Raw genomic sequence first — 25287 nt, 5'->3', positions numbered from 1 at the left:
CGGTGACGTTCGGCGGAAATTGGCTAGCGCAGTGGCACAAACAGACGCATGAATCAGTGATTGTGCCCGGCATGCGGGTCGACACCGCCGCCGGCTTTGTTTTTCAGCGCCATTTGCAATTGATGCGCCCCGGCAAAGGCGACGACGTCACCGGGAAACAGCGAGCCATCGTTGGCAATCACCACCGAGTATTGGTCCTGATATTCGACATGCACCGGACGGCGGTCGAAATGGTCGCCATTTTGCTGAAAGACAAAATACTCCGCACCATCTTGCGCAACGGCATCGACCGGCAGGACAATGCGGTCGGTCCATTCCTCCACAGGGATTTGCAATTGCATCCGTTGGCCCGGTTTGAATTTCCAGGATAGAAAACGGCGGCCATCGCTAGCTTTCGTATCTTGAATCACACGGTTCGGCAGCCCCACATAAAAGTGAAACGCCCGCGAATCGGGTTCGATGCGATTGTCCAAATAGGAGATTGTCAAATCGTCGATCGTCTCTAATTTTTTTCGGTTGCCTTCGAGGACGGCCGTCAGTTTTTTGTTTTTCGCGGCAGCTTCGGCCAACTCGATGGCATCATGCTCAAATGCACGGCCCTCGATAAACAGCTCGCGATAGTCAACCAGCACACACAGCGTATCTCCCGCCTGCACAAATCCCCCCTTGCTCACATTTAGTTCCTGAACAATCAATGGCGATTGACCTTGATCAACACCGTCCGCTTTCCCCTCGACCGAGATCAAAGACACCGGTTGCACCAGCGGTTGGGGGGTGCGAACTTCATCGGAATCGAAATTCGCGTTCGGCGCATAAACGGCAATTTCACTCACCAAGTGCCGATCTTTTTCAATCTGATCAATTTGCGCTTCAGACAGCCCATGCAAAATCAAAGCCTGGCGGTTGGCATTTAACACGGCTTCTAACTTCTGTCGGGCATACTCGCGTTCCAGCACCACCTTGCCGGCAACCACCCCTTCGGTGATCTGTTTGAGCCGTTTGATCTCGCGGTTTTCGACATCCAACTCACCAAGTGCCTGCAAGAACGACGTCTGAGCTTGCACCAGGTCTTCGTGTGTCAGGCGGATTTTGAATAACTGCTTGCCTTGCGGAATCGCTTCACCCTCGACCACGTAGACACCGGTGATCACGCCGGTCATCGGCGCCACGACTTTGACCTGCGTGCGGCCGGGACGTTCGGCAACGATTGCCGGGACGCTAATGTTGCGTGTGAACGTGGTCAGTTGAACCTTGCGAATATTGTCCGCTGTCAAACCAACATTGCGTTGGGCTTGTTTGGAAAGTTCCAACGAAGAGGACTCCTCATGCCCCGCGTGATCGTGCCCCGCATGATCGTCTTCGATAAGAACATCAGCATCGTCAGTCGTGGCGCCCGCTGTTTGCTTCTTACCCGCCGCCACGGTATTTGCCGCCCACTGTTTGACGGCAGGAATCCAGGTGGATTGGAAATACCAGGCAGCCCCAATGACAACCAGACCGCCCACGACGGCAGCGGATTGGACCGCGATTTTTGGTAGACGATATTTCATGACAGTCTCCATGAAGAACGGTACGACATGACGTACCGGCGCAGGGCGATCCGCAAACAACCCTAATAAAGCGGATCAGAAGAAATGCTGCGGATTAAAAGCGTGCAGCTTATAACGTCAAACTCGGGCCTTGAGACGCAGTCTCACAGCAACCAAGTCTGAGTCCATTGCGGAGCATGCGCACCATCCCACAGCACGCCGCGAAAAGCACCCGTCGCTCGACTCGACACAGCGGGCGCTAAACCGACCGACGTCTCAACAATGACGACCGGGACATCCAGCGAGCAGCGAGATTGCGAGTCCGGGACAAATGTCGTTCGTGAACCGACGACAAACACGCACCCGCTCTTCTCGCACTGCTGGTGCTGATGGTGATGTCCATCGTCGTCAGCAGGTTGCGAGGTTTCAGCAGGTTCTGAGGACAGACGGGCAACTGAATCATCACCATGCCGGTGATGACAGCAAGAAGAGTCGCCCCGTTTCGACGTACAGGTGATGTGGTCCTGAGAATTCGAACAACAAGAAACGGCAGAGGTTTCACAGGCATGAACATGGTGCCAGCAGCACCCCAGTCCGGCATGCAAAACCGAAACGAGCAACGTCAATATTGTGGCGAAATGTTGTAACACAGAATTTTCCCAGTGAATCTGTCCCGTCAGGGGATGATCATCGCAATTCAACAGAATCGGGTCAAGACGAGCCGAGCACACACCTGCGTGCCACGGTTGAATTCCCCAAAATGCGTGCGACTATGAAATCTTAGGCCGCGTAAAAGGCGGAAACAAGCAAAACCGTCCGTCTAACAATGTCCAGCAATCCAACAAAGCAATTGCCATGCCCAGCCGGCCGCCCAAAATCGCTAAACGCATTCGGATAAAAGCGTTACGTCATCCCAAAACAGTAATAGCAGCAAAATGAACACCCTCATCCGCCCACGATTTGACAACATCTGTTGTCGAATTGACGATCCCGTACGAGAAAAGGATAGCCGCAGGACGGCGGGTGTCATGAAAGAATACCGTCGCCAAATAGAAGCACACGCAGCGGAAACAACCTTAGTCGTCACGCATTTCACTATTCGATGGGACCTGACTACAATCTCCGGAGAATGCGTTAGGATTTTCATCGATAGCTAGAACCTGTTTCAAAACCCGGTTGCGTCTGTTCCGGAAACCTGCATTTTTATTGTCAGCGAGATGCGTCAGAGGGTTTTGAAACGACTTGTAGGAGCCTCAGTCCGTGATACGCCCGCGAAATGTTCCTTTCCGAATCGGCTGTCTCGTTGCCGCTTGCCTGTTGCTGAACACCTCCGCGCTTTTGGCTTATCAGCAAAACGACAATCTGATCCAACTCGATCCGCCCGGACAGCGGGAATTTATCCTGGACAAAGCGGGATTGATCAACGAGGCCGATGCGACACAAATTCGCGAATTGGCGGACAAGCTTCTGACCGACAAGGCGGCTCCACTGGTCGTGGTCACCATCAATTCCATGGCCGATCATGGCGGTCGGGGGATGCGGATTGAGACCTTTGCCCGGTTGCTGTTTGACCAATGGCAAATCGGCCCCGCCAAATTGGGAGAGAACCAATGGAATAAAGGCATCCTGTTGTTGGTCTCGAAAGACGACCGCAAGGCGCGTATTGAATTAGGCGCCGGTTGGGGGCGCGAGAAGGATGACCTGTGTCTGCAGATCATGGACGAGCAGATCATCCCACGATTCAAACAAGGAAACTTCAGTGCGGGAATCCTCGCCGGTGTGCAGTCGCTGGAAAAAATGGCCCGCGATCTCAAACTGCCGGCCGCTCCCAAACCTGCTTGGTTTTATCCGGTCCTCATTGGAGCGATCGGCCTGGGCATCTTTACCGTCGTGTCGTTGATCCGCCGCGGCTCCAGCGGCTGGGCTTGGTTATTCTGGGGCCTCGTCTTCGCAGGCATCGGGGCGATTTTGTACCACATGCTGTCGAATTCCGGCAGCGGAGGCGGCTACTCTGGAGGCTCTTTCGGAGGTGGCGGCTTTTCCGGCGGAGGCGGGGCCAGCGGCTCTTGGTAGCTTTCTCAGCCGATTTTTGTTGATGCCCAAACAGTTTGACCGTGTACATCACCTGAGGCGATGGATTCCAGCCATGACCAATACCAACGCACTGTTCACCGAACAAGATCATCAACAAATCACTCAAGCGGTCGTTGCCGCCGAGGCAAAGACCTCAGCCGAAATCATGCCGGTCGTCGCCAAGTCTTCCGGCCGTTACGATCGTCCCGAAGACATCGTTGGCCTGTGGTGCGGCGTCCTCGCCTTTATCGCCGCGTGGTGGCTCACGCCCAGCCCCTCAACCGATGCCAACAGCTGGGGCGGCCCCTCCGCCGCATTTCAACTCTTCGTCTACATCGTTTCACTAGTCGCGGGATTCTTCGTCGGCGTGGTGCTGGCGATGCGTGTGAACTGGCTGCGGGCGCTCTTCACCCCCAAAGCACAAATGGCAGAAGACGTATTGCAGCGAGCCCGGTCTGTCTTCTACGACCGCCGCGTACACCACACAGCCGGCGGCACCGGCGTGTTGATCTACGTCTCCCTCTTCGAACACCGCGCCGCCATCATCGCTGACGAATCGGTCCTAACCAAACTCGGCCAATCCGCCCTAGACGAAATCTGCCAGCAACTCACCACCGACCTGGGCTCCGGCACAATCCCCAACGCCCTTTGCAACGCCATCGCCACCACCGGCGAAAAACTATCCGGGGTCCTGCCCCGAGACGACAACGACATCAACGAATTGTCTGATGCTCTGGTGGTTTTGGATTAGTTGTCGTTTTTTGGTTTGGCCTTTAGGCGTGCACGGTCCGTGGTTCATATCAATCCACGTACTAGCCGTTGCCGAATCAATCGACGCAGGTCTTGACCGCCAGCTGTCGCCTAATTGCGGTGCGTAGATCAAGCGTGTGTTAATTCCGCTGCATGATCTTTTTTTAGCCAAGCGGCGTCGTACCCGGTTTGCGTGGGGGGCGGAACTGATTACGTGATGCCGGACGGTTCGTCCTTACGCACGAACAAGTCCCGTCACAATTTCTCAGTAGTGAATAGCGGCAAGTAGAAGCCGGAGGCGACTTTTGTGGACTCAAATCATCTCCTTGCCGCCACTACACCTCGTTCAGGCTGGTTCAGAGACATGGTGTTCAAGAATTCGAATTACTTCGTCGTGCCCCCAACGTGGCCCGACTTCCTTGCGACGATGCCGGGCCCAGCCACCAGGCGACATTTGATACTTCGCATCCAGGAGCGTCGCGTCCGCGCCACGACTCAACAGAAACGACACCATGTTCGGCTTCGCTTCCCAGGCCGCCCAGTGCAATGCGGTCGCTTTCCCATCCATCACGTTCACATCCAGACCGCTATCGAGCAAGTATTCCACGACGGGAATACGATCGCAGACTACGGCGCAACGCAGCACGTCAAACGCTTGCTCATTGGATAAGGATGCCGACTCAAGGTCCGCTCGCACTCGATCGAGTTTTCCAACTCCGGCCGCTATTCGTGTCGACAAAACCTTCGCACCCTTTCTTAAGAGCAGGTCGACGACTTCGACCATGCCGAAATGAACGGCGAAATCCAGCGGCGTGCCATCGGGGATGCCGGGATAGGAGGCAACTGCTTCTATGTTCGCGCCGGCGTCGATCAGAACTTGAGCAACACCCGCCTCTCCCAAACTCGCCGCGCCGTGAAGAGGCGTCTCTCCACCTCCTGGAAGTCCGTCCACCGGAGCGCCTGCGTCGATCAGAGCGCGTGCCAGCTCCGCTTGCCGGCCGTGATCCCAGAGTTGATTGAAAGGGCCATCGCTTAAGAAGTGAAGCGGCTCAGTCTGGCAGCTGTTCAGAATGCTGCCCCAGCGGATCGGCGTGGAAGCCAGCTTTGGGTTCTCATTCAGAAGCTGCCGGGCGCGTTCGACATCGCCGGCGACAATCGCTTTTTTCAGTTGACTCATTTCATTGGGCCTTCAATCCTGCCACGACTTGGCAGCAGTCTGTTTTCTTTTGGGTCTGGCATTGCTCGAGCGCGTTCTTCAACACCTTGCGGACGCGCCGTAGGTCCTTCAGCCGCTGGTCGATATCCGCCAGTCTCTCCTCAATCAGGCGCTGCACGTTGCCGCACGTCGGAATGCCGCCATCGTCGTCGGAGAGCAACGCCTTCACGTCGTCGAGCGTAAACCCGATTGCTTGTGCCGCGCGGATGAACTTCAACTTGTTGAGCGACTCACCGCTGTACAAGCGGTAGTTTCCCTGGCTGCGATTATCGGGTTCAACAAGCCCGATTCGCTCGTAGTAGCGAACTGTCGTTGTCGGAATTTCAGCCGCTTTGGCCAACTGGCTTATGGTGTAATCGTTGGGCATAGCAATGCTCAAATCGCCCTTGGGAAACTGGTTTTCAGTTTTTTTGCAAATCCACTTGACCTTGCACTTAGGTGCAACCTCGATAATAGACGCAGATGACCGGATTCACAACATAGGCCTGAGAAGCCATGAACCAGAACGCTACAACCGCAACCAGACAGACGTGCCCGACTTGCGGCCATAAAGCAAGACGTGTTTCGCTGCGCACGATTCGCAGCCTGTTGAAGGAACCCGCTGCATCAGGATTCCAAGACGGCGATTCGTGTTGCCAGACCGATGGAACGGGATGTCACGCAATCAACGAAGACACCGGCTGGCGTTTCTGTGACTCGCCGGCATGCGATGTTGTGTACTTCGCGGAGCAGAGTGACGATACGTTTGTCAAACCACAACTGAAAGTTGCAGTGGGGGTCAAGGAGACAGCTGGCGACCGCCCGCTCTGTTATTGCTTTGACCACTCGGTGACCAGCATCAAGCGTGAGCTGGAGGCAACGGGAGAATCGACCGCGGTCGAGGACATCCGCTCGCGGATGAAAGGAGAGGCGTGCCATTGTGAAGTGACGAATCCCAGCGGATCCTGCTGCCTCGGAAGCGTGGCCAAGGGAATTGAAATCGCGAAAGGTGAATTGGCAGCGACGGAATCGCACATTGGTTCCGAACCTCCTTCGGGCCGGGGAGAGAAGATCGCCAAGGTCGGGACCATCGTCTCGGCGATCATGGCATCGAGCTGCTGCTGGCTTCCGTTGGTCCTATTGGCCGTAGGCGTGTCCGGTACCGGCATCGCGGTCGCACTCGAGACATATCGACCCCTGTTCATGCTCATCACATTCGGGTTTCTGGGAGCCGCCTTTTACTTCACTTACCGGCCTCGGCCAGCAAGCGATGCGAACCACGATGCGTCGTGCTGTGACTCGACTATGGTAGGCGAATTAGAGTGCTGTACGCCCAAAACGACGTTGCGTTGGAGTATGGCCGCGATGAACAAAGTCATGCTGTGGGTCGTCACCGTGCTGGCGATCGCGTTCCTGGCCTTTCCAAGCTATGTCGGTCTGCTCTTCGGTGCTGGTGGCAACGCGGTTGTAACATGATGATATGAACCGCGCCGTTCTCGCTATTGAGGGCATGACTTGTGAAGGCTGCGCGACGACAGTTGCTGAAACGATCAAACGTGTGGACGGCGTGATCGCGGTGGAAGTGAACTACGGAACCAAACAAGCGACCATCGGGGCGAAAGCTTGCTGTCCCGTGCCGATTGCCGAAATCAAGTCTGCTCTGGCCAAGGTCGGTTACGCCGGCGAGCCAATAGACTCAACGGACTAACACTTTCATCCGAAAGTATTCACAACATGAGTCGTCTTGCCTGCATAGCCGTACTCTGCCTGCCCGTCGAAAGTGGCGGAGGAGGGACTCGGACACCCGCCACGCGGAACATGTTTCCGCTGGTTCGAGTTCTGTGAACGTAACTGCTCAATAACCCCTCGGTCACCCTTGCGAATTCGAGGATGCTAGCTGGGAAAACACCGGAGGATTTGCTTTGAGTTGGGGTTAGGGTAAGAAAGTTAACAAGGGGTTATTGAGTAGTTACCTGTGAACACCTGACAACCGTGGCTCGCAGCATTCTACGGCACCTCGGTTATATCGACCTCTGGAAGTTCGTGAATCTACAGACGCAGACAAACTTCAGCGTCTCAGCCTTTCGCGCATCTGCAGGCGGTGGCGATCACCTCAGAGGAAGCATTGTCAATCGAACGGCGCCACAAAGTGAGTCGCTTGGTCGGTTGCCAAGGCCCGATTTTGTGACACAGGTGGGCGTGTCCGGAGGGATTTGTGCAGCCCCAGAGCCTGGATTCATTGACTGTCAGTCTCAAAACTCGCCAAAGCAGACTCACGCAAAATATCGACCGTTTTCACGACGACCAGCCCCCCCATTCAGCGTAAACGCTTCCGCCACCTCGTTGCCCCCTAACTGCTAAGTTGGCGAAGCGTCGACCGGACGCAACGACGTCCTTAGCAGACAACGCTTCGGACACCATTCCCCACTGGTGCTTCACTGTGAAGCGCCGATTCAACACAACCTGGATGGGTGTGTCCCAGCCGCTGCTCGCACATCAATCCAAAGTTTTGTTTTTCGATTTGGCAAATCTTGCCAAATAAACTCGTTTATTACTGAGAAGGTAATGTCAATCGATTAGCTCGGTCGGAGAATAACATTGAGTGAGCCAGCAACCGGTGCGATCTGATCGGAACGAGTCTCGAAAACTTTGATTTGATTTAGAAATTCTGACTGGGGGGAACCAGCCATGACAAGAGATGAGACTGCCAATATCCGACAGCCACGGTTCACAGATGCAGGGGGAATTGTCGGAATTCTGGGGTTATTGATCGGCTTAGCACCGTCACTTTTCGTCGTCACTACCTATGCGATTTACTGGTATGAGTCTGTATTTCACAATCAGTTGGCATTCTCTTTACTACCCATAAGCTGGCTTCATCTGATGTTTGTTCCAACTATCTTTGGATTCTTGATTTGTACACCACTCGCACAATCATGCTGTCGGTTTGCCAATCGTCACGGTTCGAAAATCGGCGAGAAATTGGCGGAAATTGGTGCTTCCCTCTCCTTTCTTCCGTTTATAATCGTTTGGTCCTACGAAATTATCTGCGCGTTCGCTTATGGTCCTCGATTTCCGTGAACCACGATATTACGAAATAATGGATGTCGCGGACTGGAGACTGTGGGGCTTACACTGGCTAGCACAATAGCCAGCTGATGTCGTGTTCTCGGAAACGATCAATTTTGTCAATCCGCAGCAGTCGGATAAAGTCGCAATGCCACCACATGCGTCGGCAGCGGGTTGCCTCGCCAGCGTGGCGAAGCAAGAAGAAGTACACCTCAGTGGATTCGAACCACTAACCTTCGGTTTCGTAGACCGATGCTCTATCCAATTGAGGTAGCAACTCAACACAGCGACGATAGACGCACGAACAAAGCAGTCCCTGGGGACCGCCGATTCACGCCTAAACTGCACTTGAAAGTCTTCTCCAATTTGTGGGATTGGGAATTATTCGTTCTCAGTGTCGATCTTTGCAGTGATTTGCTTTTCCACCCGCTCGCTTACTCTCAAACCGCAAGATCAGTTGCTTAACCAATCTGCGACTGACTGCCATGGCAATCGCAATGTCAACAGTGCTCATCCCGGTTGCTCGCAACTGCCACGCGCGAAACTCGGAGTGCATGATTCCACGATCTTTATCGTTATTCTCAAGCGAGATTCCTTCGTCGCTAAATTTGATGTCTGCCGTCTCTGGATTTGAGTCGCTGCGGCTGACTGTAACACGCGCCAAGTGTGAGTCACCGTTTGTAAGTAAAATCGCGTCCAAGAAGACTCGCTCATCGCCGTATGCAAGAACGTCTCTGACGGCGCGCATCACGCGATTGGTAAACGATAGCTCAGAGAGAAAATCTACCAGCTTCTTACCAACAATCTCATCGGGTTTCCGCGGCAACTCAGATCCGGGCGGCGTCAGAAACCCCAATACTTCGCAGTTGTCTGAAACCTGCAACTGAACTGCTCTATAGACCAAAAATTGCGTCGTGACATCCACAATAAACCCTATTGCTCTCCGGGCTAACCCTGAGTGCCAAGGGCTCAAATCAGTAACCACAAAGGTATAATAGGCTGATAGCGCTTAAAAACCCGTAGTACTTTATCCGAATATGCGAATAATCAGGAGATTCACCTCCGGAAGTCCGGTGCCCTCACCGCACCTCGCACCATCATGCAGCGTAGCCATCCACGCACTCGCGAATCGTTTACGAGCAATCACAAGCCCACCACTGCGGCGCGCAAGTGACTTCCATCCCCCTGCGGATTGGTTCCTTTGAGCCACCGATGCATTCAACGCCTACTCATTTTGCCAACAATTTGCCATGATACTCGTGCGACACACAACGGAGTCTTTACTCGCCATGAAGCTTAGACATCATACGAAGAATGATTCACGGGCAATTGTGCAGCTCTTCGAATCGGTGTTTGCCAATTCCGAAGGGGAAAGCGAAGGGACATTGATTGGTCGGTTGGCCATTGACTTGTTCGAGAAGACGGACGAGTGTGATCTGTTGAACTTCGTTGCGGAAATCGATGGCCAGATAATTGGTTCCATTTTCTTCAGTCGCCTGCGATTTGTAGATTGCATACAGGCTTTTCTCTTGGCCCCAGTAGCGGTACACAGCGACCACCAACGCAAAGGCGTAGGCCAGGCATTGATTCGTCACGGCCTGAATGCGTTACGGGACGAAGGGGCAAGCGTTGCTCTGACTTATGGAGACCCAGAATTCTACAGCAAGGTTGGGTTCCGAGCCATATCACACGAGACCGTAATGGCTCCCTTTGAGCTATCGCAACCAGAAGGATGGCTTGGCCAATCGCTCGTTGGCAATTCAATCGAGACCTTGTCCGGCGAGTGTACTTGCGTTGAGGCCTTCAGAGAACCAGCCTATTGGTAAAACCCAATGGCTGCCGCTGCACGCGTCTGATCGCACCTTTAACTAGCGTCGGCGTGAAACACCGATGCAGTTTCGAGAGCTTGCGAATCTGTGTGTGTCAACAAGTCGTCGCGCGTGACATACGCCAAAAAACGCCCGATTTTTGTACCCCCCCTCAATCCCCATAAACCTTCACCACCAACCGCCGCCCATCCACCGGAAACGTCTCTTCTTTACCGTCTCCGTCGATCGCAACAAAGTACCCGTAGAACCGCCCAGACGTTTCCACAACCGCCGCGATAAACTCCTTGGAAACCAAACCGTTTTCCGCATCGCCCACCGTCACGCCGGTGACCCTCACCAGGTGAAATCCCACGGTGAGGCCCGTCAGGTCTATCGGCGTCGAACCCTGCCCCGCGTTAATCCGCAGCAGGCCGATAAAGTCGCAATGCCACCACATGCATCGGCAGCGGGTCACCTCGCCAGCGTGGCGAGAAAGAAGAAGTACACCCCAGTGGATTCGAACCACTAACCTTCGGTTTCGTAGACCGATGCTCTATCCAATTGAGCTAGGGGTGCTTAGCCACTTGTCTGCTGAAATAGCAGCCGTAAAATGCCATATAGAGTCGGTTGGCAGTATTTTTGGCAGTAAACGGCCTTTTATGCAGAGGCCAAGTGAGAACGGGATTATGGCAAAAAAACGTGGGGGTCGCAAGAAGGGGAGCCGTAACAAGGGGTATTTCTTCCGAAAAAGTCGGGGTTGGTACGTCTCAAGCAGGCACAATATGCTCCCGTTGCGTGACGAAAACGGCGAACATATCAAAGTTCAATTGGCCGATGATCAGGATTTGAAGCAAGCGTATGCCCGATTTCTGTTGGACAAGCAAACTGCTGTCGAGGTTCAGAACGACATCACGGTGCTGGACGTTTGCTTGGCCTACCTCCGATATGCAAAGACCAACGGAGCCGAAAAAACTCATTTCGATCGTGCCGATACTCTCTTCGATTTCTGCTTTGGGCTGCCACCCGAATACCGAAAAAAGGACGGCAGCGGTCCGAAACGGCTCACGCGGGAGCAGAGAGCCGAGATGTCAAACAAACGGATTCATCCCGGATTTGGGAATTTACCGGCTGCCGAGTTGAATTGGGCGCACATCGATGAGTGGCTGTCTGCTCACGAGAATTGGAACGGTGGATGCCGTACCCGCGTTCAGGCTGTCAAGCGCGCACTGAACTTCGGAGTCGAACGAGATATGATCGCAAGCAATCCGATTCGGGGCTACAAGCTCGCCCGTTCCAACAGCAGGGTGACTTATATCACGCCAGAGCAAGAACAGGCCATGTACGAGCATGCGAATCCCCAATTGGAAACTGCAATTCGTGTTTGCATACGGACGGGGGCACGCTTCGGTTCCGAGTTTGCCAAGCTGACCAAAGAACACATTGTTGATCACGGTGATCGTATGGAATGGGTTTTCAAACCGAGTGAGATCAAGAACCGCAGGAAACGCGTAATTCGGATCACCGATCCGGGCGTTATGGAAATCACACGGGTATGCGCCGAGCAATTTTCACAAGGCCCGATCTTCCGCAACAGCGTGGGAACGCCTTGGGAACGGCGAAATCTGTCGCAGCGCTTCCGTACGCTCAAGAAGCGGCTATCCCAGCAAGGAGTTGAACTCGACAAGGACTGCTGTATGTATTCGTGCCGGCATACATTCGCAAAACGGATTCTGCAAGGGTATTGGTCCGGCAAACCGACGAATATCGAGACGTTGGCACGGTTGATGGGAAACACACCGCAAGTCTGCCGTGAGCATTATCTGCAGTGGAGCGAAATCGACAACGATCCGCTCTGGGAGGCGGTCTGATTAATCACACGTCGAAGAATTGCGGATCAAGCCCATAGGCCGGGACTTGCTTCTCCTTCTTGTGTTGCTTTTTTCGAATGGATGGCGCGGCCTCTGGTTCTATCGTGTGCCTTTCGACAAATTCTTCTATCCATTCAGATTTGAATTTGATGGGTGCCCCTTTGCTTGTCTGGAAAAAGCGGATGGTCGGTCCGGACGTGTGCGCGCCGTTCGCTTTGGCACGCGATCTATCAATGATTTTTCTGAGTCCTTTTGTCGTATAGCCGAGCATCCGTGCCGCCTCTTCAATACTAAGAAGTTGCATCGGAATCTCGCACCGTGCTTGTGCTGCCGCGAATGATACTGCGTCTTTCACCGTCGATTGTTCGCCAAATCTGTGAATTGAGAACCCGCTCGGGTGTCATCTCCGCCTCAACGGCAAACCGCACGGAATCGGCCACCCCGTGATCGCGGAACGTCTCAGCGATATTCCGCAGCCGGCCTTCGGAGCGGACGACGAATAGGATGCGCACGCCGTCGGCGTCTGGCCAATATTGTTGGTATTCACCTGTCTTCAACAACGCACTGTAGCCGTCAAGCTTGCCGTTTCCGGCGTGCGACCGCTTCGTGCCGTTAAGCTGCGTGTGCGTTTCCGTCGAACGGTCGTACTCGACAAACAGTCCCAGCCGCCAAATCTGCCCGGCTTGAGGTACGCGCAACAGGGCGGCCGCATCCGGCCAAGCGGTGAGCTTTTTGCCGTTGGCCAACGGAAACTGGTGGCACAGAACGAACCGCTCGGACATCGGCCCATTGATCTTTGCCTCCGGCAGCGTGTCGTACTCCAGCAGCCAGTCCGGCTTGGGCAGACCCGCCTGGGCACAGGCGTCGTTGAAGCTGAGCTGAATCTTCGCGATGCCGAGCCGGTGCAGCCAAGTGTGGGATTGGCGCGGCGGATCGCTGCGGGCATATCGTGGAGGCCGCTGGCCAGTTTCCTGTTCCAGCAGGTCCGCCCCCTTGGGAGTCAGCCGGTAAATATTTGGTAATCTCCCTTGTCGTCCGGTCGATACGAGCGGTAGCTCGATCCGTTGCAGGAGGCCGTGCTGCGTGTAGAGCCGCAACCGCCGGCGATAGGATTGGCCCGTCCTATCGTTCGGATAAAACCGTGAACCGAAATCGTCCGAGTCGAGCAGTTCGACTTCACCGAGCGTCTGCAACTGCTCGATGTGGGCCGGCAGCAACCGAATCGGGGACGGCACAATGTTAGATTTCCCACGGGGCATCGGTGGCCTCCTTCGCGACATCGTTCTGTGATTCAGGACGCTGCCTGTCGGCCGCTGCATCATCTGGCAGAATGAGCGTCGCCTGCGGCTGGATCAGCAACCGGGACGGAGCGACAATCGTTCCCCGTGGCCGTTCGTAGGCCATCCGCTGCAATTCGCTGATGAGCCTCTCCAGAAAGGCCTGCCGTTCCCGTTCAATCTCCAACGGCGTCGAAAACTCAGGGCGATTGGCGATTTGCCGCTGAAACCATTCATTCAGCTTCCGCCGTGCGAAACGGGGCGTGGTCGCGTAGGGATCGGTCACCTTGGGTGTTTGGATTTCATAGGTCGCCAACCCGTCGATCAACAGGAAAGCCTCGCGGGTGTCGAATTCACGGATCCGCGCAGCATCCTCGCGGTCCAGTTCCTCCGGCGTATAGAATTGGATCGCCGTGACGACGTCGCGGGTGACGACCTTCGGAACCAAGGTTTGCTTCCAGGTTGTGGTTTCGGTGTGCGTGCGATTGTCGGTGCGAGTCTGCGTATGCTGCCGGGCGTCGGAGTGTCCGCTGGTCCGTGACATACGGGCCGCGTCGGCGGCCGTCTGTAAGGCTTCACTAATCTGGTTGGTCGTGCCGCCCATCTCGGCCGTCCCGCTGGTGTCGCCGTTCGCCGTCGCGTGGTCGGTCAGTTCTACGATCTCGTGCCCCTCGGTAAATTGCTGAGGCGTGCGCTGAATGTGTTTGACCTTGTTCTTCTTATTCCAGTTGGACAGCGAAATCTGCTCCCCAAAAAACTTCGCATCGCCCGCACCGTGCCGAAAGAAAACGTGCAAACGGCACATGTCGGTGAGCGTGTTGAGAAATTCGTTGTCATGCCGTCCGGGAAAGCGGGCGCTTCCCTGGTGACTAAAGACGTACTTGGTGCAGAACTTGCGGATTTCGGTGCACTGCGTTTGCAGCAGCGGGAAGCTCGATGCGAATAGGGGTAGCTCATCGAGGGCACAGAATCGTCGTCGTCGCTCGTGCTCCGGCTTCGACATCACGACCGACTGCATGCACAGCAGAGTCGTATTGGCCAGTAGTTGCTGCACGCCGTCGGTTAGCAGGTCCAGTTTGGAGAGGTCGACCAATAACGTGATGTCGTTGTCGTAGAGGTACTCGAAATCGATCACATTGTCCCAACGTGAGAACAGCATATCAGATGTGGGATGACCGAGCGTGCTCATCAGCCGGTTTCGCAGGCTGCCGACCTCGGCCTCCTGATCGGCCGGGCGCATGGCGGCGATCATCTCCATCTGGTAGCGGTCCATTTCGTCGGGAGCCAGCTGGCACAGCAGGGGATACAGCGGGCTTTGCGTATCGACCAGCAGTGTCGTGAACGCGGGGGGTAGACGGCTTTCTCCGCAAATCGTGGTGGTCCGCGAGAAGTGCTTCCGCAAGCGTGTCCGGCCGGCGAATTCTGTCTCGCCGTAGTCCGACAGCACGATGCTCGAAAACAGCTCCGAGCGAACGCGGAGCCGGGCAGCCCGCTGGTAACTGCTCAATCCCTCCTCCCGAAACAGGAACGGGTTGATGCCGGCCGTACAATCGCCGTCGGCCGGTCTCCAAAACCAGATCTTTTTGCGCCGCCGGCGGGGAAGTGTGAGCGTCATTCGCCGAAGCAAAGCGACCGCGTCCCCGTGCGGGTCCAGAAATAGGCCTGGAATTCCCAGCGAAAGAAACGTGAACACGATCCAGACCAGCAGACGCGATTTCCCCGACCCACTCACACCGCTCAACTGGATGCCGGCCCCCATGTTGTCGTCGGTCAGGGCTGACCGCAGCACTCTGGCTGTCTGTTTCGGGAGCAGTCGTTTCAATGGAAATTTCCCCTTCAGCAGGTTGTGAATCCAAAGTCTTCGGAAAGCCGGCTGATTGCCGGTGCCAGATTGGTGTCACGAATGCCGTCACACCTCGCCAAACAACCGCGAACGGAACCGTCCCAGTTCCGCTTCCAGCAACTGTTCTCGGATGTCCTCGTCGAGACCTTCCATGTTGTGCAGGACTTCCATCCGCCGCCGGTGCTCGTCGTGCGACTGCCGCAATTGGTTCTCGAAGGCGCCGTTGGCATCGCGGCGCTGGGGCTGCCGGTCGAGCACTTCCGCCATCAAGTAGTCGGCCTCGAACTCGGCGATGCCGAGATTGCGAACCAGCGACTGCAGCGAATCGTGCACCTGCTCGGGATTCTCACCGGCAACGATACGATTGAGGGCATGGTCGCGCAGCCGCGAGCGGAATCGCCGAAACTGCCTTTGGTGAAACCCGGCCGGTAATCCTTGCGCCTTGGCCGCCCACGACGCAGCCCGTTGAAAGTCCCGCGCGTTATTGATTTGCATGAGGGCCAATTGCAGGTTGCGGGCAATCGCATTTAAGCGCCGCAGCTTCTCGGCGGCCGCACGCCTGCGTGCGGCTGCCTCTCTCACCTGCTGCCGTCGACGTTGCTCGTGCTGCCACCGGCGTTGCCGACGGTTTCGCCGCAGGCGGCTATAGTTGCGGTAGATGCCGTAGCCGGCTGCCGCTAACAAGACGGCTGACGCAATGATCAATTCCATCACCATACCCCCTCAGAAACCCAGTTCCTGCTCGACCTGAGGATCGTCCGCAGCTCGTTTGCTCACCGACTCCGCTTCCTCTTCTTGAGGGGTTGTTTCATCGGCTGCCGCCGATAATTCTTTGCCGCCGACCAGATCGCGATCGACTCCATAGTCGGTGCGGTGGAAAACCGAGAACTCCCCACAGTTCGTCTCTTCAAAGCGGTGACCCCGCAACTCAACACAATCGCGGCATGGCATCAGCGTGGCGCCGTTACGACAGGCGATTGTGCACCACGAGATGTAGGCATCGCACTCCTCGGCGATGCCCAATCCCCGGCGAATCACATCGCGGCCGTTGAGCTGCCAGTCCGGATCGAGCTTGATCTGCAAGAAGTTTCGGTCGCCCAAGCGTTCGATCAACCGGCCGAAGCGGTTGTCACTCCCTTCCGTCAGCAGCCCCAGCACGATGTGCCCCGCAATCGCGTCCACGATCCCCACGTCAAATCGAGTCACGCCGTCGCTGGGAGGGTCAAGCGAACGCCGCTCTTCGGCGGCGGCTTCGTGTTTGCGGATGCGGTGCTCGCACAAACAGTGGTAGCAGTCGAGCCCCGGCTTCCAGAAGATGATCTCCCCCGCAGCGCCGGACGGATAGAGCCCCACCCACACGGCGGGGATGCCGTCGCGTAATGCGAGCCGGTTGATCCAGACTTGTGCTTCGAGGTTGTCGGTGGCGGCGATGAGCACATCGCAGTCCCCAAACAGGGCGTCCGCCTCTTCATCCGTCAGCTTCGTACAATCCATGTGGAAGTAGAGGACCGAGGCTTCCGCGTTGACGGCTTTGATCTTCTTTGCCGTCGCTTTCACCTTGGGGGTCCCCACGTCGGCCTGCTGAAAACCTTGGCGGGCGATGTTTTCAGCCCCCACAACATCCAGGTCCGTCAAACGAAAGTTGCCCACACCGTTTCGCGCTAAGTCGACGGCAAAATCGGTCCCACCTCCCAGGCCGAAGATCCCGACCGTGGCATGGCGAAGCTTTTCCGTATCGAGCGTCTGTTTGAGTCGTCGTAAATCAATCATGGTACGACCGTCCTTTCGGTAATGTTCAAAAGACAAACAGTTGCGGTGTTCAGACGAGAACCAGTTCGGGAATCAACACGTCGTGCGGCCTGGACTGGTGAATCACATAGGGATAGAAGCGGCCGTGGCAAACGATCGGTAGGAGGACGTACCCCGCATCCGTGTTCTTCGGCCGCGCAAAAAGTTTTTCAAGAAATACGATGTCTCCCCCGCTGGGGGTGTGAACGCCTGCGGGGTGAGAATGGCACACGCCCAGACACGTCATATGGGCCGCCTTGAATTTGCGGAGCCAAACGTTGCAAAAGTGCGCATTGATCGAGAAGGTTACACTCGTCGAGTGACCGCCTCGTTCGGCGATGAAGTGGGTAACCAGCGTCGGATCATCCTTCGGGCCGAAGAGTAGTCCCGCCTGTTCGGGGGGCCGACGGCCGAGGTATTCCAACGTTTCACGGAAACAGGACTGCGTGATTCGAAAAACCAGCCTTGGCGGTGATCGTCGCGCCACCCGGTCCGCTTGAAACCAAGGGAATTGCGCCGTGCTGCCGTGATCTTCATCTGGCTGTGCCAGAGAATTCTCGCACTCGGACTCCTGGCCAATTTCCGGCAGTTGGGGGCGCGGAAAAAGCGGAAGAGCGGCGGGCCCAGGCCAGCCATAGTCGGCCGATCCGGACGCCGAAATTGATTCCTCCTGTCGTTCACGTGACGGGAGATCACGGTTCATGAGGTCATTTGGAAACATCGCAAGGTATCCTGATAAATTTGGTTTTCGAGAAAGGGCGTCGCATCGCTTTGTTGCGACACCTTGAACAAAAAAATAGTCAAACCCGCATGCGCGCCGGCCCGTTAAAAAAGACTCCACTGCTCAAGTACGAGTGGTAGCCTGTCGCCCAATGCTTGGCGATCGCCTTGGCTTGATCGAGCGAACGGGGCGCATGCCCAGCCGTGACGGAGACTTTCCCGTTGGAGTAGACGTGCGCCTTGGCGGGGGAGTTGCTGAAGCGGCGATTCGGCGGCCTGTTCCGGGAATAAATGTCAAAGGTGCCGTTCGGCCGCCGCTTGATGTCAAACTCATACGACCGATTGCCGATCCGGCAGCGATACTTGATGACCGAAGAGTTGGCGCAACAGGCCGCCGCAGCGATTCCCCCAATGATTCCGCAGCAGATGCCCAACAGAATGAGTGCTTCCATCAAAACCTCCGTAAGTTGAACGAATTGAGGTGAAGAGCAGACCACGGGAGAACAGTTCTCCCGTGGCGATGTGTGCACACAGGCACACTGAAGTTGACTCGGTCAGTGAAGAGTTCCGTCAGGAATTTCTTCAATTCCCATGCATTGACGTCTCATTGTCAGCCTCCTGGATCAATCGGTCTCTCCTGGGCAACCGTCGCCGATCTCGACGAGAGAGCCGCAAGCATCGAGCGGCGACACGAACACCGGTGTCTTTACTGCTAGTGGTCAGCCCGAGTTCCATTCGGGGGCGTCGTTGTAATCGGGCACGACGGCGCGGCAGGCGTCGTTGGGGAATTTCCCTGAGAGGACGAACGTGCTGTAGCCGTGCATCCAGCGGAACGCCGCCGCCGCCGCTTGTTCGGCCGATTGGGGCGGGTGCGTGATGCACAATCGGCCGTCGGAAAATATGTGCGTCACGACGCTCGATCCCTTATGGGGGTTCGGCGGGTGCTTGAGGCAAAACACCTTCCACGTTTCTCCGTGCTTTTCGAAACGGAATGAGTATTCGTGCCCCGTTTCCGTATGGCGATAATGCTTGACGATGGCCATCACTAATTGCCTTTCGCGCCACACGGTTCGCGAGACGGTTGCGGCTGTTTTGCCGTCGCCGGACTGCTCTCCGGAAGGTCGCAGTTCCAGTCGATCACCTCGATCAGGCGGGACTTACAGACCCGTTTTTCGACGCCGTCCGGGCCACCCACGCGAATCACGTAGACCAGCGTGTCTTTCTTTTGTGTGACGTCACAGGTACCGCTTGCTTCTCGTCCGAGAATTTCGATTTTCATGTCTCCGCCTTTTTGTCTAGAGGAGCGAGTTGGTTGGGCTATGCACTGACGACGACGTCGCCACGCACTTGAAGTGCCAACCGATCAATACGAAAGTTTGCCAAAACCGTATCCGCGAAGTTCACGTCACATCGATCTCTCATCCAACGTGTTCTTGATCTTCAAGGCCAGTTCGTCATAAGGATCTCGGATGAGAACTGAGGCCGAATCAATGCGGGGAGGCAGCCGCGACTTGCCAGAATGGTAGCCTTTCTTCATGGCGGCGACGCATTGCAATAGATATTTGCCTAGCAGCGGTTGGCCGTTTATTGCTTTGCCCTGTCTCACAAGTTCATCTCCGTCATATCGCGGTCAATTGACACATCAGGCGGCTCTGCCGCCGGATGTTCTGATCGCTTCGAGATCGCAATGACCAAAAGTCCGTGAAGTTGATGGAATTCCGCGTCGGTGATTTTTTGCAACGACCATTCGTACATCGCGCTTCGTAACAACCGGCGCGCTTGTTCGATTCGCTGGCCGCGATCCGCCCAATGGGAGATCAACGCGGCGTCAGCCAAGAGCCGTTTCATCCACCGCTGCCGAAGGACATCTTCCAGATTTACCATTACTTTTCTGTATGTATTGAAATCAGTGAAACACTGTGTTGCCCTCTGCGAGGCAAAGAAAAAGGCCGCCGGGGATGCGGCCCCGCACGGCCTGATTCTTGCCTGGTTTCACTGCCGTCGTTCAGACGGCGATGTCGCAGAGGGTCAGATTGTCATTCCGCACACTTTGTCATTTGGGATTTCGTCGAGCGCTCTTTCAGATCCGTCCTGTCGGTTCGCGATTCAAGAGCCGGCGCAGGAATGAATTGCCCCGCAGCGGCCTCTTCGAGGTTTTGCTCGACTGAAATACCTGCTGCCCGCGCGTTCTGGACGATAATCATTTCGATTGGCCACATTTGCTGATCCTTTCTTTTTAGATTCACTCTCCTCGATCACGGACGCACGCTCAGCTGGGAACGTCGGTATCGCTGGCGAGCAAATGCTGTTCAGCCGCCGCTAGCAAAGCGCGCAGAATCGGGATGTCAGACGGATAGAAGTACTTGGCGTTCGTCCACTCTCCATTTTCTCGATTCCGAATCCGTCTCTGCACGTAGATCGAAGTCTGTGTCCTGTTTCCGCCGTGTTCGTCACTCGCGTCACTTTTGAAGATTGCGACGGAATTGCCCGCCATCGATCGCTTCCAATCTGGGGATGCCGGCGCATCGGTCGATGTGGCGGTCTCACCTTCAGCTCGATTTGAAGTCATCACATCTCCTCTCTTTTTTTCTAAGCCTTGAGTAGGGCGATTTTGGAACCCAACGTGCTTGCGGAATCGCAAGTACAAAATCTATTCCAATGGAACGGCACAGTCGGCAAGGTCGCTTGCCAGAAAAGGCGGAATTCCAAGCACCAGCTGGATGATGACGCTGCGAATCTTGCCCCACACATAACGATTGGCGATGGTTAGCAGCCATTTGCACGAGGCGGCGACACCGCCGGACGCAGCCGCCGCCACGACATCGGATGTGTTGTAGTAAACAATCCCCGTCGTCATGCCGAAAAACAGCCCCCACAGGGATACGCTTTCGAGTATGCCGCACCAAAACATCAGCCTCCTGTAAATCGCCTTGGTATCATCCAACCAGCACCTAGTTCCCGTTCGAGCTACATTCCACGTGTTTCGCGCCATATACGCTGTCTCCATTTGAGTTCTTGAAAAACGACCGGCAGCGCCCTCGAATCGGCTTGTCCAGTGGACGTCCGGTGTTCCATGGGACGATGTCACCAGAAGCCTCGACAAAGGGGCCCGATAGCCATGCCCTCTACCCATTGGCGCAGGCGCTGCATGTCGGTCCTTGAACACTAGGAGTGTCGAGATGAACCGGCTCACCGGACCGTCGGGCACTAGGCCGCAGGGCGTTTGTGAGACAGGCCGTGATGGCGGAGCGGCCATGTGCGAGCGAAACCGACAAGTTGCGATTCGATCATGTACTGCAATAGTCCGTGCAGGCAGACGAGTTTGCCATGAGCGACGGTGAGAACCTGTAGACTCTGACTACCCCATACCTTGTTGGCCATCAGAACAAACTCTTTGTTCTGGAAAACTACGCTTTTGAGCAGAATCGTGTAACTGTGGTGGATGTGCCTGGGAAGTCGAGATGTGTGCTGGAGAGACCAAGCGATGAAGCTGCGTATTCTGACGAGATGGGTGTGGTCGGTGCTGCCATTTGCACGGTTAGGTCACCCGCGCCGATGAATCTCAGGTGTGCCCCCGCTGGAATAACTGCCCGTTAACGACGTGATGAACGGCAGTCCCACAACCGACGAAGAATTCAAAAGGATGATGAGGGAACTGCTGCAATCGTCAGTCAGGAAACCGCGCCCAATCGCAGAATCGCAATATGCATCCTGTGGGAAAGCGACTTGCGTGGCAGCGACTTGATGGACTTCCCCTGAAATTCCGCCCGTCACATCCACACTCCGAGGCTGACGTAAGCAGGCCGGCACGCAAGGATTGCTATTCCATCGCGACAGAAGAAACGCCGGGTTCAGGGAATCCCGATGTCACTCGGTTTGCGTGATCTTCTGAACAGAATTCCCAAGCGACAGCGTAACTGTTGGATCGTGAATCCGCCGCAGAGGCAGTGCCAGATTCAGACCAACTCGTCTGGGCGTCGTCCGACTGATGCAGATCTGGCACTGCTCGCTTGTTTGTACTCAAAGTCGTTTCGACATGGTGATCGCTTTCCTGGCTTGTTGGCCCCTGCCACCTCATTTCGTCTTTGTATTGCGTTCGTTCATTTTCCTCGTTAATTGCAACGTGACAAACTTTAGCAGAGTAACGTAGCCACGGGCGCCCAGATTCAATTGCCGTCTTATTTCGGCGTCAATCCTGCCAAGAAGATCCGCCATTTCAGAGTGGCCAAGTCTTGCTAAGCGGTGGATGCAGAGATACCTCACGTAGCCGTCGGCGGCTGCCGCTACGGCCTTTTTAATTGCCTTAACTGAAGCAACTGTGTCGATTTCCACAAGCATGTCAACCGTGTGTTGGAGGTTGGCCTGTGTATCGCCACCATGAAGCAACAGCGTATAAAGCAATTCGATGGACTCATCGTCACCATATCGGCAAAGCCGGACTAGAGATTCCGTGCAAATAGATCGTAGCGTACCGTCATCTATTTGGTACGACACGGACAAAAGATCCTTGCGTACTTCGGTCGAGTCCGATAGTCCCAAGGCTTGCGCACACTGATATCGAATTTGCACGTCAATTGAGTTATCACGAACGATACGAATCAGGCATGCCAATGCACGTTCTTTACGTGTCATTGCTAGAAAGTATGGTACCTTGTCCTTGAAACAGTAGTGTTTCGTCAAGCGGATTAAGCGGGATACATATGCTTTCGCTCCCCATGAACTCTCGGTTTCCCCACAAACACGTGCTCCCAGTTCCATTACAGGATACTCGTCAGAGGTATTAAGTGGCCAGTCCAACGGCCAGGCCCCTTTTAGAACGTGAAGTAGAATCGCATATGGATCGGCGATTGGATTTAGATACCGGCGGATCGCCCGAAAAAACAAAGCAACTTCTTTGCCCTTTAACTGCTCACCCACCAATAGCCAAATCGCACTCCAGCCGGGTTCGGCAATCGGTTGAAGCGACCGAGGCCAGTCGCGGCGACCCCAGGTCATGGCATTACCGCAAACCCTTCTCACGTAGTGGCGTGTCTTAAAAACACGACTACAATTTCGCAATTCAAATAAGATCCATTCGGCGACACAGAATTCATGAAAAGCGCGAAGTACAAAACGATAAATGCCTCGGTTCTGGCGCACGAGTACGCCGTCTTCCAAAAATTCTGTGAGTAACGCCTCGGCGTTGTGCGGCGGCGCATATCCCTTCCACACAGAATGTTCAAGGTGTTGTTCCAAGACCGCAATGAGGTCCTGCTTCACGATTGGCAGTGGTCCGGCGGCAAAGAATCTCCAAGCGACATGCCTCAGGACGGTCTCTTTGATTCTATTTCGTTCGCTCGGCGACTGGGAAACGGGCATCCCGCGATGCTTGGCATCTCCGCGTTCCATCAATTGATGCAGTGCGTCCCTAAGCAGCGTTGTGCGATTCTTTGGGATGTCCCTTCGGATCTCTGTGAGCTGCCACTGCCATCGGGCGGATAACCACTGGCACAGCAAGGCCAATAACAATGGAAGTTGAGCTAATTCCTGAAGTCCATGCGAAAGTCTCAGTTGATCGCGAAGTTCGCGAGAAAGTTGTTCGCCCCTCTTCTCGGCTTGCGAAAAGAATCGCTTGATGTATTCCCGAACTTGTGCCGGGCCAAAACTGACGAGGTGATAGCGATGACAGACATCAGTCGCAATAACGTTCGTATCGTCAGCAGACGTTCGCGTCGTCAGAAAAATACCCATTCCGCTACAGTGCACCAGTTCTTTACGAAGTGATTCGTGCCAGCGGATATCCAACTCGTCTAGGGCATCCAGGCAGAGGTCAACTTCGTTGCGCAACACCTTTTCTTTAATCCATTCTGTGACTTCGTGTGGAGCTTTCTCCACCTGTCCATATGCGATTCGCAAGGCTTCATCTCGTGCTCTGTCAACGACACAAAACGATTCGTCTTCTTTGGTCGGCGCAGCCTTCCCGAGCGGCAATGGCAGCGGAATACGGCACTCTTCGCTTAAGTGGTCGAATTGCCCACTGCACAATCCCGCCGCCAATTCGCGACACTGCTTAACAACATGCAGGAACAGCGATGTCGTCTTTCCTTCGCCCGGCTCGCCTCGCAGGATGACGTGTCGGTTAGACGCAAGAACTGACTCCAGTGGCTGTGGTTGCGTTTGCCGCTCGCCATCTATTCGACAAAAGTCTTCGCTTGTCGAAACAATGCGGTTTCGAACGTGTGCCGCATTCCAACTTCGCGAACGCAATGGCGCAGCCCGCTGGTGGTCCAACCGCTGCCAATCGTCCTGCTCGATTACTCGCACCGGCAGGCAGAAGTGTGCCAAATTGTCGATTGCACCTCGCGCGTCTGGTTTGCTTGAATTACCGTCGCCCGGCGTGAGGTTTGGCGGTAAGTACACAACGTTTTCTCTGAACCCGTTCAAGACTAACCGTTCTAGAAAGTCAATAACGGTTTCGATTGTTGATACCTGTGAGAGACATGAATCAGCATCAGACTTACCCGTCGTTGTTGAAATCTGTCTTGCCGCCTCGTTTCCCTCATTAGGCGAACTATCTGGATCAGGGCGTGGTTTATCCCCATCTGGGTAGTCAGTGAGAAACCGTGCGACATCGCTTGGGTGAACTAGGTTTGCAGGTGGAACACGAAAAACATGTGCGACCACGTTGATCGTACGGGCGGTAACCTCGTGACCGTTTTTCACGCTCGACAGCATTGTTTTGCTCAATAGCCCTTTAAATCGTTTTCTGTGGAGCTGACTAAGATTCATTAGGCCGAACTGTCCAGTGAAATAGGACTCAAACGCATTCGCATCGGGCTTGTATTTCTTCTCCACCCAAACCTCCAAGCCATTCAAAGTTGATTAATCTCGTCCAAAGCTATCCATTTCGTTCAAAGTCCCACAAACCGTAAGCAATCCCGGTGATTTCCCATACACGCGAACGAATCATTCCAGCGAACAAGCGTTGGCCTCAGCGACGTTGCTGAGGTGAGCGGGGACCGCTGGGGGCGGCCCCGCTCGGTGTATCAACGCCCACAGTTGGACTGGCGCTGACACGTGTACACAATGCCACATCAGGCATCCTGGGGTCAAGCATTTCCCTGTCGAGCTGTGGACATCCAAATTCCTTATCGAATGGAGGATGCCCATGGAAACCCTGAGAGAGGCCACGAGAAGTGGCGCATCTGCGAAACCGGAACCTCTTCTGCAGACTGACGATTGTGGTGGTACGAAACCTCCCTCGTCTCCCATGGCTGCCGCGGGTGGTGACGGTTTCGAAAATCATGAGACCTTGTACGGCTATCTGAAGTCGTTGCGAGACTCATTGGCATCAATGCCACCCCTGCCGCCGGACGTCGAAGAGGAAC

Annotated in this window: 27 protein-coding genes and 1 tRNA gene; 6 read left to right on the top strand and 22 right to left on the bottom strand. The window is 55.2% G+C overall.

Annotation, left to right across the window (positions count from 1 at the left end):
- Nucleotides 1-53: 53 nt before the first annotated feature.
- Together Mal52_RS06615 and Mal52_RS06610 are read right to left on the bottom strand one after the other, a co-directional pair.
- Nucleotides 54-1550: an efflux RND transporter periplasmic adaptor subunit gene (locus tag Mal52_RS06615; RefSeq protein WP_145374918.1), complete on the bottom strand. Its 1497-nt coding sequence runs from the start codon at nucleotides 1548-1550 to the stop codon at nucleotides 54-56.
- Nucleotides 1551-1693: 143 nt separating this feature from the next.
- Nucleotides 1694-1888 (bottom strand): hypothetical protein, encoded by a 195-nt coding sequence (locus Mal52_RS06610; protein ID WP_145374917.1) that lies wholly within the window; start codon nucleotides 1886-1888, stop codon nucleotides 1694-1696.
- A gap of 901 nt (nucleotides 1889-2789) precedes the next feature.
- Between Mal52_RS06610 and Mal52_RS06605 the strand changes: the two genes are divergently transcribed.
- Nucleotides 2790-3602, top strand: a complete 813-nt coding sequence (locus Mal52_RS06605; RefSeq protein WP_145374916.1) for a TPM domain-containing protein — start codon at nucleotides 2790-2792, stop codon at nucleotides 3600-3602.
- 73 nt (nucleotides 3603-3675) lie between these two features.
- Complete coding sequence (locus Mal52_RS06600) at nucleotides 3676-4353, top strand: TPM domain-containing protein (protein WP_145374915.1); 678 nt, start codon at nucleotides 3676-3678, stop codon at nucleotides 4351-4353.
- Between the two features lie 345 nt (nucleotides 4354-4698).
- Here Mal52_RS06600 and Mal52_RS06595 read toward each other — a convergent pair whose 3' ends face one another.
- Both Mal52_RS06595 and Mal52_RS06590 read right to left on the bottom strand, forming a co-directional pair.
- On the bottom strand, nucleotides 4699-5529 hold the full coding sequence (locus Mal52_RS06595; RefSeq protein WP_145374914.1) for an ankyrin repeat domain-containing protein: 831 nt from the start codon (nucleotides 5527-5529) through the stop codon (nucleotides 4699-4701).
- A gap of 1 nt (nucleotide 5530) precedes the next feature.
- Nucleotides 5531-5935, bottom strand: a complete 405-nt coding sequence (locus tag Mal52_RS06590; RefSeq protein ID WP_145374913.1) for a heavy metal-responsive transcriptional regulator — start codon at nucleotides 5933-5935, stop codon at nucleotides 5531-5533.
- 128 nt (nucleotides 5936-6063) lie between these two features.
- On the opposite strand from Mal52_RS06590, the gene Mal52_RS06585 reads away from it, so the two are divergent.
- A complete protein-coding gene (locus Mal52_RS06585; protein ID WP_420824941.1) occupies nucleotides 6064-7023 on the top strand; it encodes a putative iron-sulfur cluster-binding metallochaperone in 960 nt (319 codons plus the stop codon).
- A gap of 4 nt (nucleotides 7024-7027) precedes the next feature.
- A complete protein-coding gene (locus Mal52_RS29630) occupies nucleotides 7028-7255 on the top strand; it encodes a heavy-metal-associated domain-containing protein (RefSeq protein WP_197534709.1) in 228 nt (75 codons plus the stop codon).
- Nucleotides 7256-9007: 1752 nt separating this feature from the next.
- Here Mal52_RS29630 and Mal52_RS06575 read toward each other — a convergent pair.
- The gene (locus tag Mal52_RS06575; protein ID WP_145374912.1) at nucleotides 9008-9541 is read right to left on the bottom strand and encodes a hypothetical protein; all 534 of its coding nucleotides are present in this window, start codon (nucleotides 9539-9541) and stop codon (nucleotides 9008-9010) included.
- Nucleotides 9542-9866: 325 nt separating this feature from the next.
- Here Mal52_RS06575 and Mal52_RS30455 point away from each other — a divergent pair, with 325 nt between their 5' ends.
- Nucleotides 9867-10442, top strand: coding sequence for a GNAT family N-acetyltransferase (locus tag Mal52_RS30455; RefSeq protein WP_420824940.1), 576 nt, complete (start codon nucleotides 9867-9869; stop codon nucleotides 10440-10442).
- Between the two features lie 154 nt (nucleotides 10443-10596).
- Here Mal52_RS30455 and Mal52_RS06565 read toward each other — a convergent pair whose 3' ends face one another.
- Nucleotides 10597-10881, bottom strand: a complete 285-nt coding sequence (locus Mal52_RS06565; protein ID WP_145374910.1) for a hypothetical protein — start codon at nucleotides 10879-10881, stop codon at nucleotides 10597-10599.
- Nucleotides 10882-10926: 45 nt separating this feature from the next.
- Nucleotides 10927-11000, bottom strand: a tRNA-Arg gene (locus Mal52_RS06560).
- Between the two features lie 206 nt (nucleotides 11001-11206).
- On the opposite strand from Mal52_RS06560, the gene Mal52_RS06555 reads away from it, so the two are divergent.
- A complete protein-coding gene (locus Mal52_RS06555) occupies nucleotides 11207-12292 on the top strand; it encodes a tyrosine-type recombinase/integrase (RefSeq protein ID WP_145374909.1) in 1086 nt (361 codons plus the stop codon).
- 4 nt (nucleotides 12293-12296) lie between these two features.
- On the opposite strand, the gene Mal52_RS06550 is transcribed toward Mal52_RS06555, so the two are convergent.
- The 15 genes from Mal52_RS06550 to Mal52_RS06485 form a co-directional block, all read right to left on the bottom strand.
- Nucleotides 12297-12596 (bottom strand): hypothetical protein, encoded by a 300-nt coding sequence (locus Mal52_RS06550; protein WP_145374908.1) that lies wholly within the window; start codon nucleotides 12594-12596, stop codon nucleotides 12297-12299.
- A complete protein-coding gene (locus tag Mal52_RS06545; protein WP_197534708.1) occupies nucleotides 12583-13551 on the bottom strand; it encodes a replication-relaxation family protein in 969 nt (322 codons plus the stop codon). The genes Mal52_RS06550 and Mal52_RS06545 overlap by 14 nt, the downstream gene beginning before the upstream one ends.
- Entirely contained in the window at nucleotides 13532-15391 is a 1860-nt protein-coding gene (locus Mal52_RS06540) for a type IV secretory system conjugative DNA transfer family protein (RefSeq protein ID WP_145374906.1), read from the bottom strand. Before Mal52_RS06540 ends, Mal52_RS06545 begins: the two co-directional genes overlap by 20 nt.
- Nucleotides 15392-15478: 87 nt before the next feature.
- Nucleotides 15479-16123, bottom strand: coding sequence for a hypothetical protein (locus Mal52_RS06535; RefSeq protein WP_145374905.1), 645 nt, complete (start codon nucleotides 16121-16123; stop codon nucleotides 15479-15481).
- A 12-nt stretch (nucleotides 16124-16135) separates the two neighbouring features.
- Nucleotides 16136-17182, bottom strand: a complete 1047-nt coding sequence (locus tag Mal52_RS06530; RefSeq protein ID WP_145374904.1) for a HesA/MoeB/ThiF family protein — start codon at nucleotides 17180-17182, stop codon at nucleotides 16136-16138.
- Nucleotides 17183-17231: 49 nt separating this feature from the next.
- Nucleotides 17232-17921, bottom strand: a complete 690-nt coding sequence (locus Mal52_RS06525) for a Mov34/MPN/PAD-1 family protein (protein ID WP_145374903.1) — start codon at nucleotides 17919-17921, stop codon at nucleotides 17232-17234.
- A gap of 79 nt (nucleotides 17922-18000) precedes the next feature.
- Complete coding sequence (locus Mal52_RS06520) at nucleotides 18001-18372, bottom strand: hypothetical protein (protein ID WP_145374902.1); 372 nt, start codon at nucleotides 18370-18372, stop codon at nucleotides 18001-18003.
- Between the two features lie 267 nt (nucleotides 18373-18639).
- Nucleotides 18640-18963: a hypothetical protein gene (locus Mal52_RS06515; protein ID WP_145374901.1), complete on the bottom strand. Its 324-nt coding sequence runs from the start codon at nucleotides 18961-18963 to the stop codon at nucleotides 18640-18642.
- Between the two features lie 2 nt (nucleotides 18964-18965).
- Nucleotides 18966-19199: a hypothetical protein gene (locus tag Mal52_RS06510; RefSeq protein ID WP_145374900.1), complete on the bottom strand. Its 234-nt coding sequence runs from the start codon at nucleotides 19197-19199 to the stop codon at nucleotides 18966-18968.
- A 126-nt stretch (nucleotides 19200-19325) separates the two neighbouring features.
- Nucleotides 19326-19526, bottom strand: a complete 201-nt coding sequence (locus Mal52_RS06505) for a hypothetical protein (protein ID WP_145374899.1) — start codon at nucleotides 19524-19526, stop codon at nucleotides 19326-19328.
- Nucleotides 19523-19804, bottom strand: coding sequence for a hypothetical protein (locus Mal52_RS06500; protein ID WP_145374898.1), 282 nt, complete (start codon nucleotides 19802-19804; stop codon nucleotides 19523-19525). The genes Mal52_RS06505 and Mal52_RS06500 overlap by 4 nt, the downstream gene beginning before the upstream one ends.
- Before the next feature lie 385 nt (nucleotides 19805-20189).
- Nucleotides 20190-20489 (bottom strand): hypothetical protein, encoded by a 300-nt coding sequence (locus Mal52_RS06495; protein WP_145374897.1) that lies wholly within the window; start codon nucleotides 20487-20489, stop codon nucleotides 20190-20192.
- Between the two features lie 81 nt (nucleotides 20490-20570).
- Nucleotides 20571-20864: a hypothetical protein gene (locus Mal52_RS06490; protein ID WP_145374896.1), complete on the bottom strand. Its 294-nt coding sequence runs from the start codon at nucleotides 20862-20864 to the stop codon at nucleotides 20571-20573.
- A 263-nt stretch (nucleotides 20865-21127) separates the two neighbouring features.
- Nucleotides 21128-21301 carry a hypothetical protein gene (locus Mal52_RS29625; RefSeq protein WP_197534706.1) on the bottom strand — a complete coding sequence of 58 codons (174 nt, stop codon included), beginning with the start codon at nucleotides 21299-21301 and terminating at the stop codon, nucleotides 21128-21130.
- 693 nt (nucleotides 21302-21994) lie between these two features.
- Nucleotides 21995-24754, bottom strand: coding sequence for an NACHT domain-containing protein (locus Mal52_RS06485; RefSeq protein WP_145374895.1), 2760 nt, complete (start codon nucleotides 24752-24754; stop codon nucleotides 21995-21997).
- Between the last annotated feature and the right edge of the window lie 533 nt (nucleotides 24755-25287).

It is taken from the genome of Symmachiella dynata, assembly GCF_007747995.1.
Taxonomy (GTDB): domain Bacteria; phylum Planctomycetota; class Planctomycetia; order Planctomycetales; family Planctomycetaceae; genus Symmachiella; species Symmachiella dynata.
Note: the sequence above shows the minus strand (reverse complement) of the source record. Positions and strands in the feature narration are given on the sequence as shown.

Excerpts from the sequence above, each read along its gene's own strand:
- Mal52_RS06600 (WP_145374915.1), top strand. The coding sequence starts at position 3,676 with ATGACCAATACCAACGCACTGTTCACCGAACAAGATCATCAACAAATC.
- Mal52_RS06565 (WP_145374910.1), bottom strand. The coding sequence starts at position 10,881 with ATGTGGTGGCATTGCGACTTTATCGGCCTGCTGCGGATTAACGCGGGG.
- Mal52_RS06525 (WP_145374903.1), bottom strand. The coding sequence starts at position 17,921 with ATGTTTCCAAATGACCTCATGAACCGTGATCTCCCGTCACGTGAACGA.
- Mal52_RS06545 (WP_197534708.1), bottom strand. The coding sequence starts at position 13,551 with ATGCCCCGTGGGAAATCTAACATTGTGCCGTCCCCGATTCGGTTGCTG.
- Mal52_RS06510 (WP_145374900.1), bottom strand. The coding sequence starts at position 19,199 with ATGAAAATCGAAATTCTCGGACGAGAAGCAAGCGGTACCTGTGACGTC.
- Mal52_RS06550 (WP_145374908.1), bottom strand. The coding sequence starts at position 12,596 with ATGCAACTTCTTAGTATTGAAGAGGCGGCACGGATGCTCGGCTATACG.
- Mal52_RS06535 (WP_145374905.1), bottom strand. The coding sequence starts at position 16,123 with ATGGAATTGATCATTGCGTCAGCCGTCTTGTTAGCGGCAGCCGGCTAC.
- Mal52_RS06520 (WP_145374902.1), bottom strand. The coding sequence starts at position 18,372 with ATGGAAGCACTCATTCTGTTGGGCATCTGCTGCGGAATCATTGGGGGA.
- Mal52_RS06595 (WP_145374914.1), bottom strand. The coding sequence starts at position 5,529 with ATGAGTCAACTGAAAAAAGCGATTGTCGCCGGCGATGTCGAACGCGCC.
- Mal52_RS06495 (WP_145374897.1), bottom strand. The coding sequence starts at position 20,489 with ATGACTTCAAATCGAGCTGAAGGTGAGACCGCCACATCGACCGATGCG.
- Mal52_RS06615 (WP_145374918.1), bottom strand. The coding sequence starts at position 1,550 with ATGAAATATCGTCTACCAAAAATCGCGGTCCAATCCGCTGCCGTCGTG.
- Mal52_RS30455 (WP_420824940.1), top strand. The coding sequence starts at position 9,867 with ATGATACTCGTGCGACACACAACGGAGTCTTTACTCGCCATGAAGCTT.
- Mal52_RS06530 (WP_145374904.1), bottom strand. The coding sequence starts at position 17,182 with ATGATTGATTTACGACGACTCAAACAGACGCTCGATACGGAAAAGCTT.
- Mal52_RS06515 (WP_145374901.1), bottom strand. The coding sequence starts at position 18,963 with ATGGCCATCGTCAAGCATTATCGCCATACGGAAACGGGGCACGAATAC.
- Mal52_RS06590 (WP_145374913.1), bottom strand. The coding sequence starts at position 5,935 with ATGCCCAACGATTACACCATAAGCCAGTTGGCCAAAGCGGCTGAAATT.
- Mal52_RS06555 (WP_145374909.1), top strand. The coding sequence starts at position 11,207 with ATGCTCCCGTTGCGTGACGAAAACGGCGAACATATCAAAGTTCAATTG.
- Mal52_RS29630 (WP_197534709.1), top strand. The coding sequence starts at position 7,028 with ATGAACCGCGCCGTTCTCGCTATTGAGGGCATGACTTGTGAAGGCTGC.
- Mal52_RS29625 (WP_197534706.1), bottom strand. The coding sequence starts at position 21,301 with ATGGCCAACAAGGTATGGGGTAGTCAGAGTCTACAGGTTCTCACCGTC.
- Mal52_RS06585 (WP_420824941.1), top strand. The coding sequence starts at position 6,064 with ATGAACCAGAACGCTACAACCGCAACCAGACAGACGTGCCCGACTTGC.
- Mal52_RS06500 (WP_145374898.1), bottom strand. The coding sequence starts at position 19,804 with ATGGTAAATCTGGAAGATGTCCTTCGGCAGCGGTGGATGAAACGGCTC.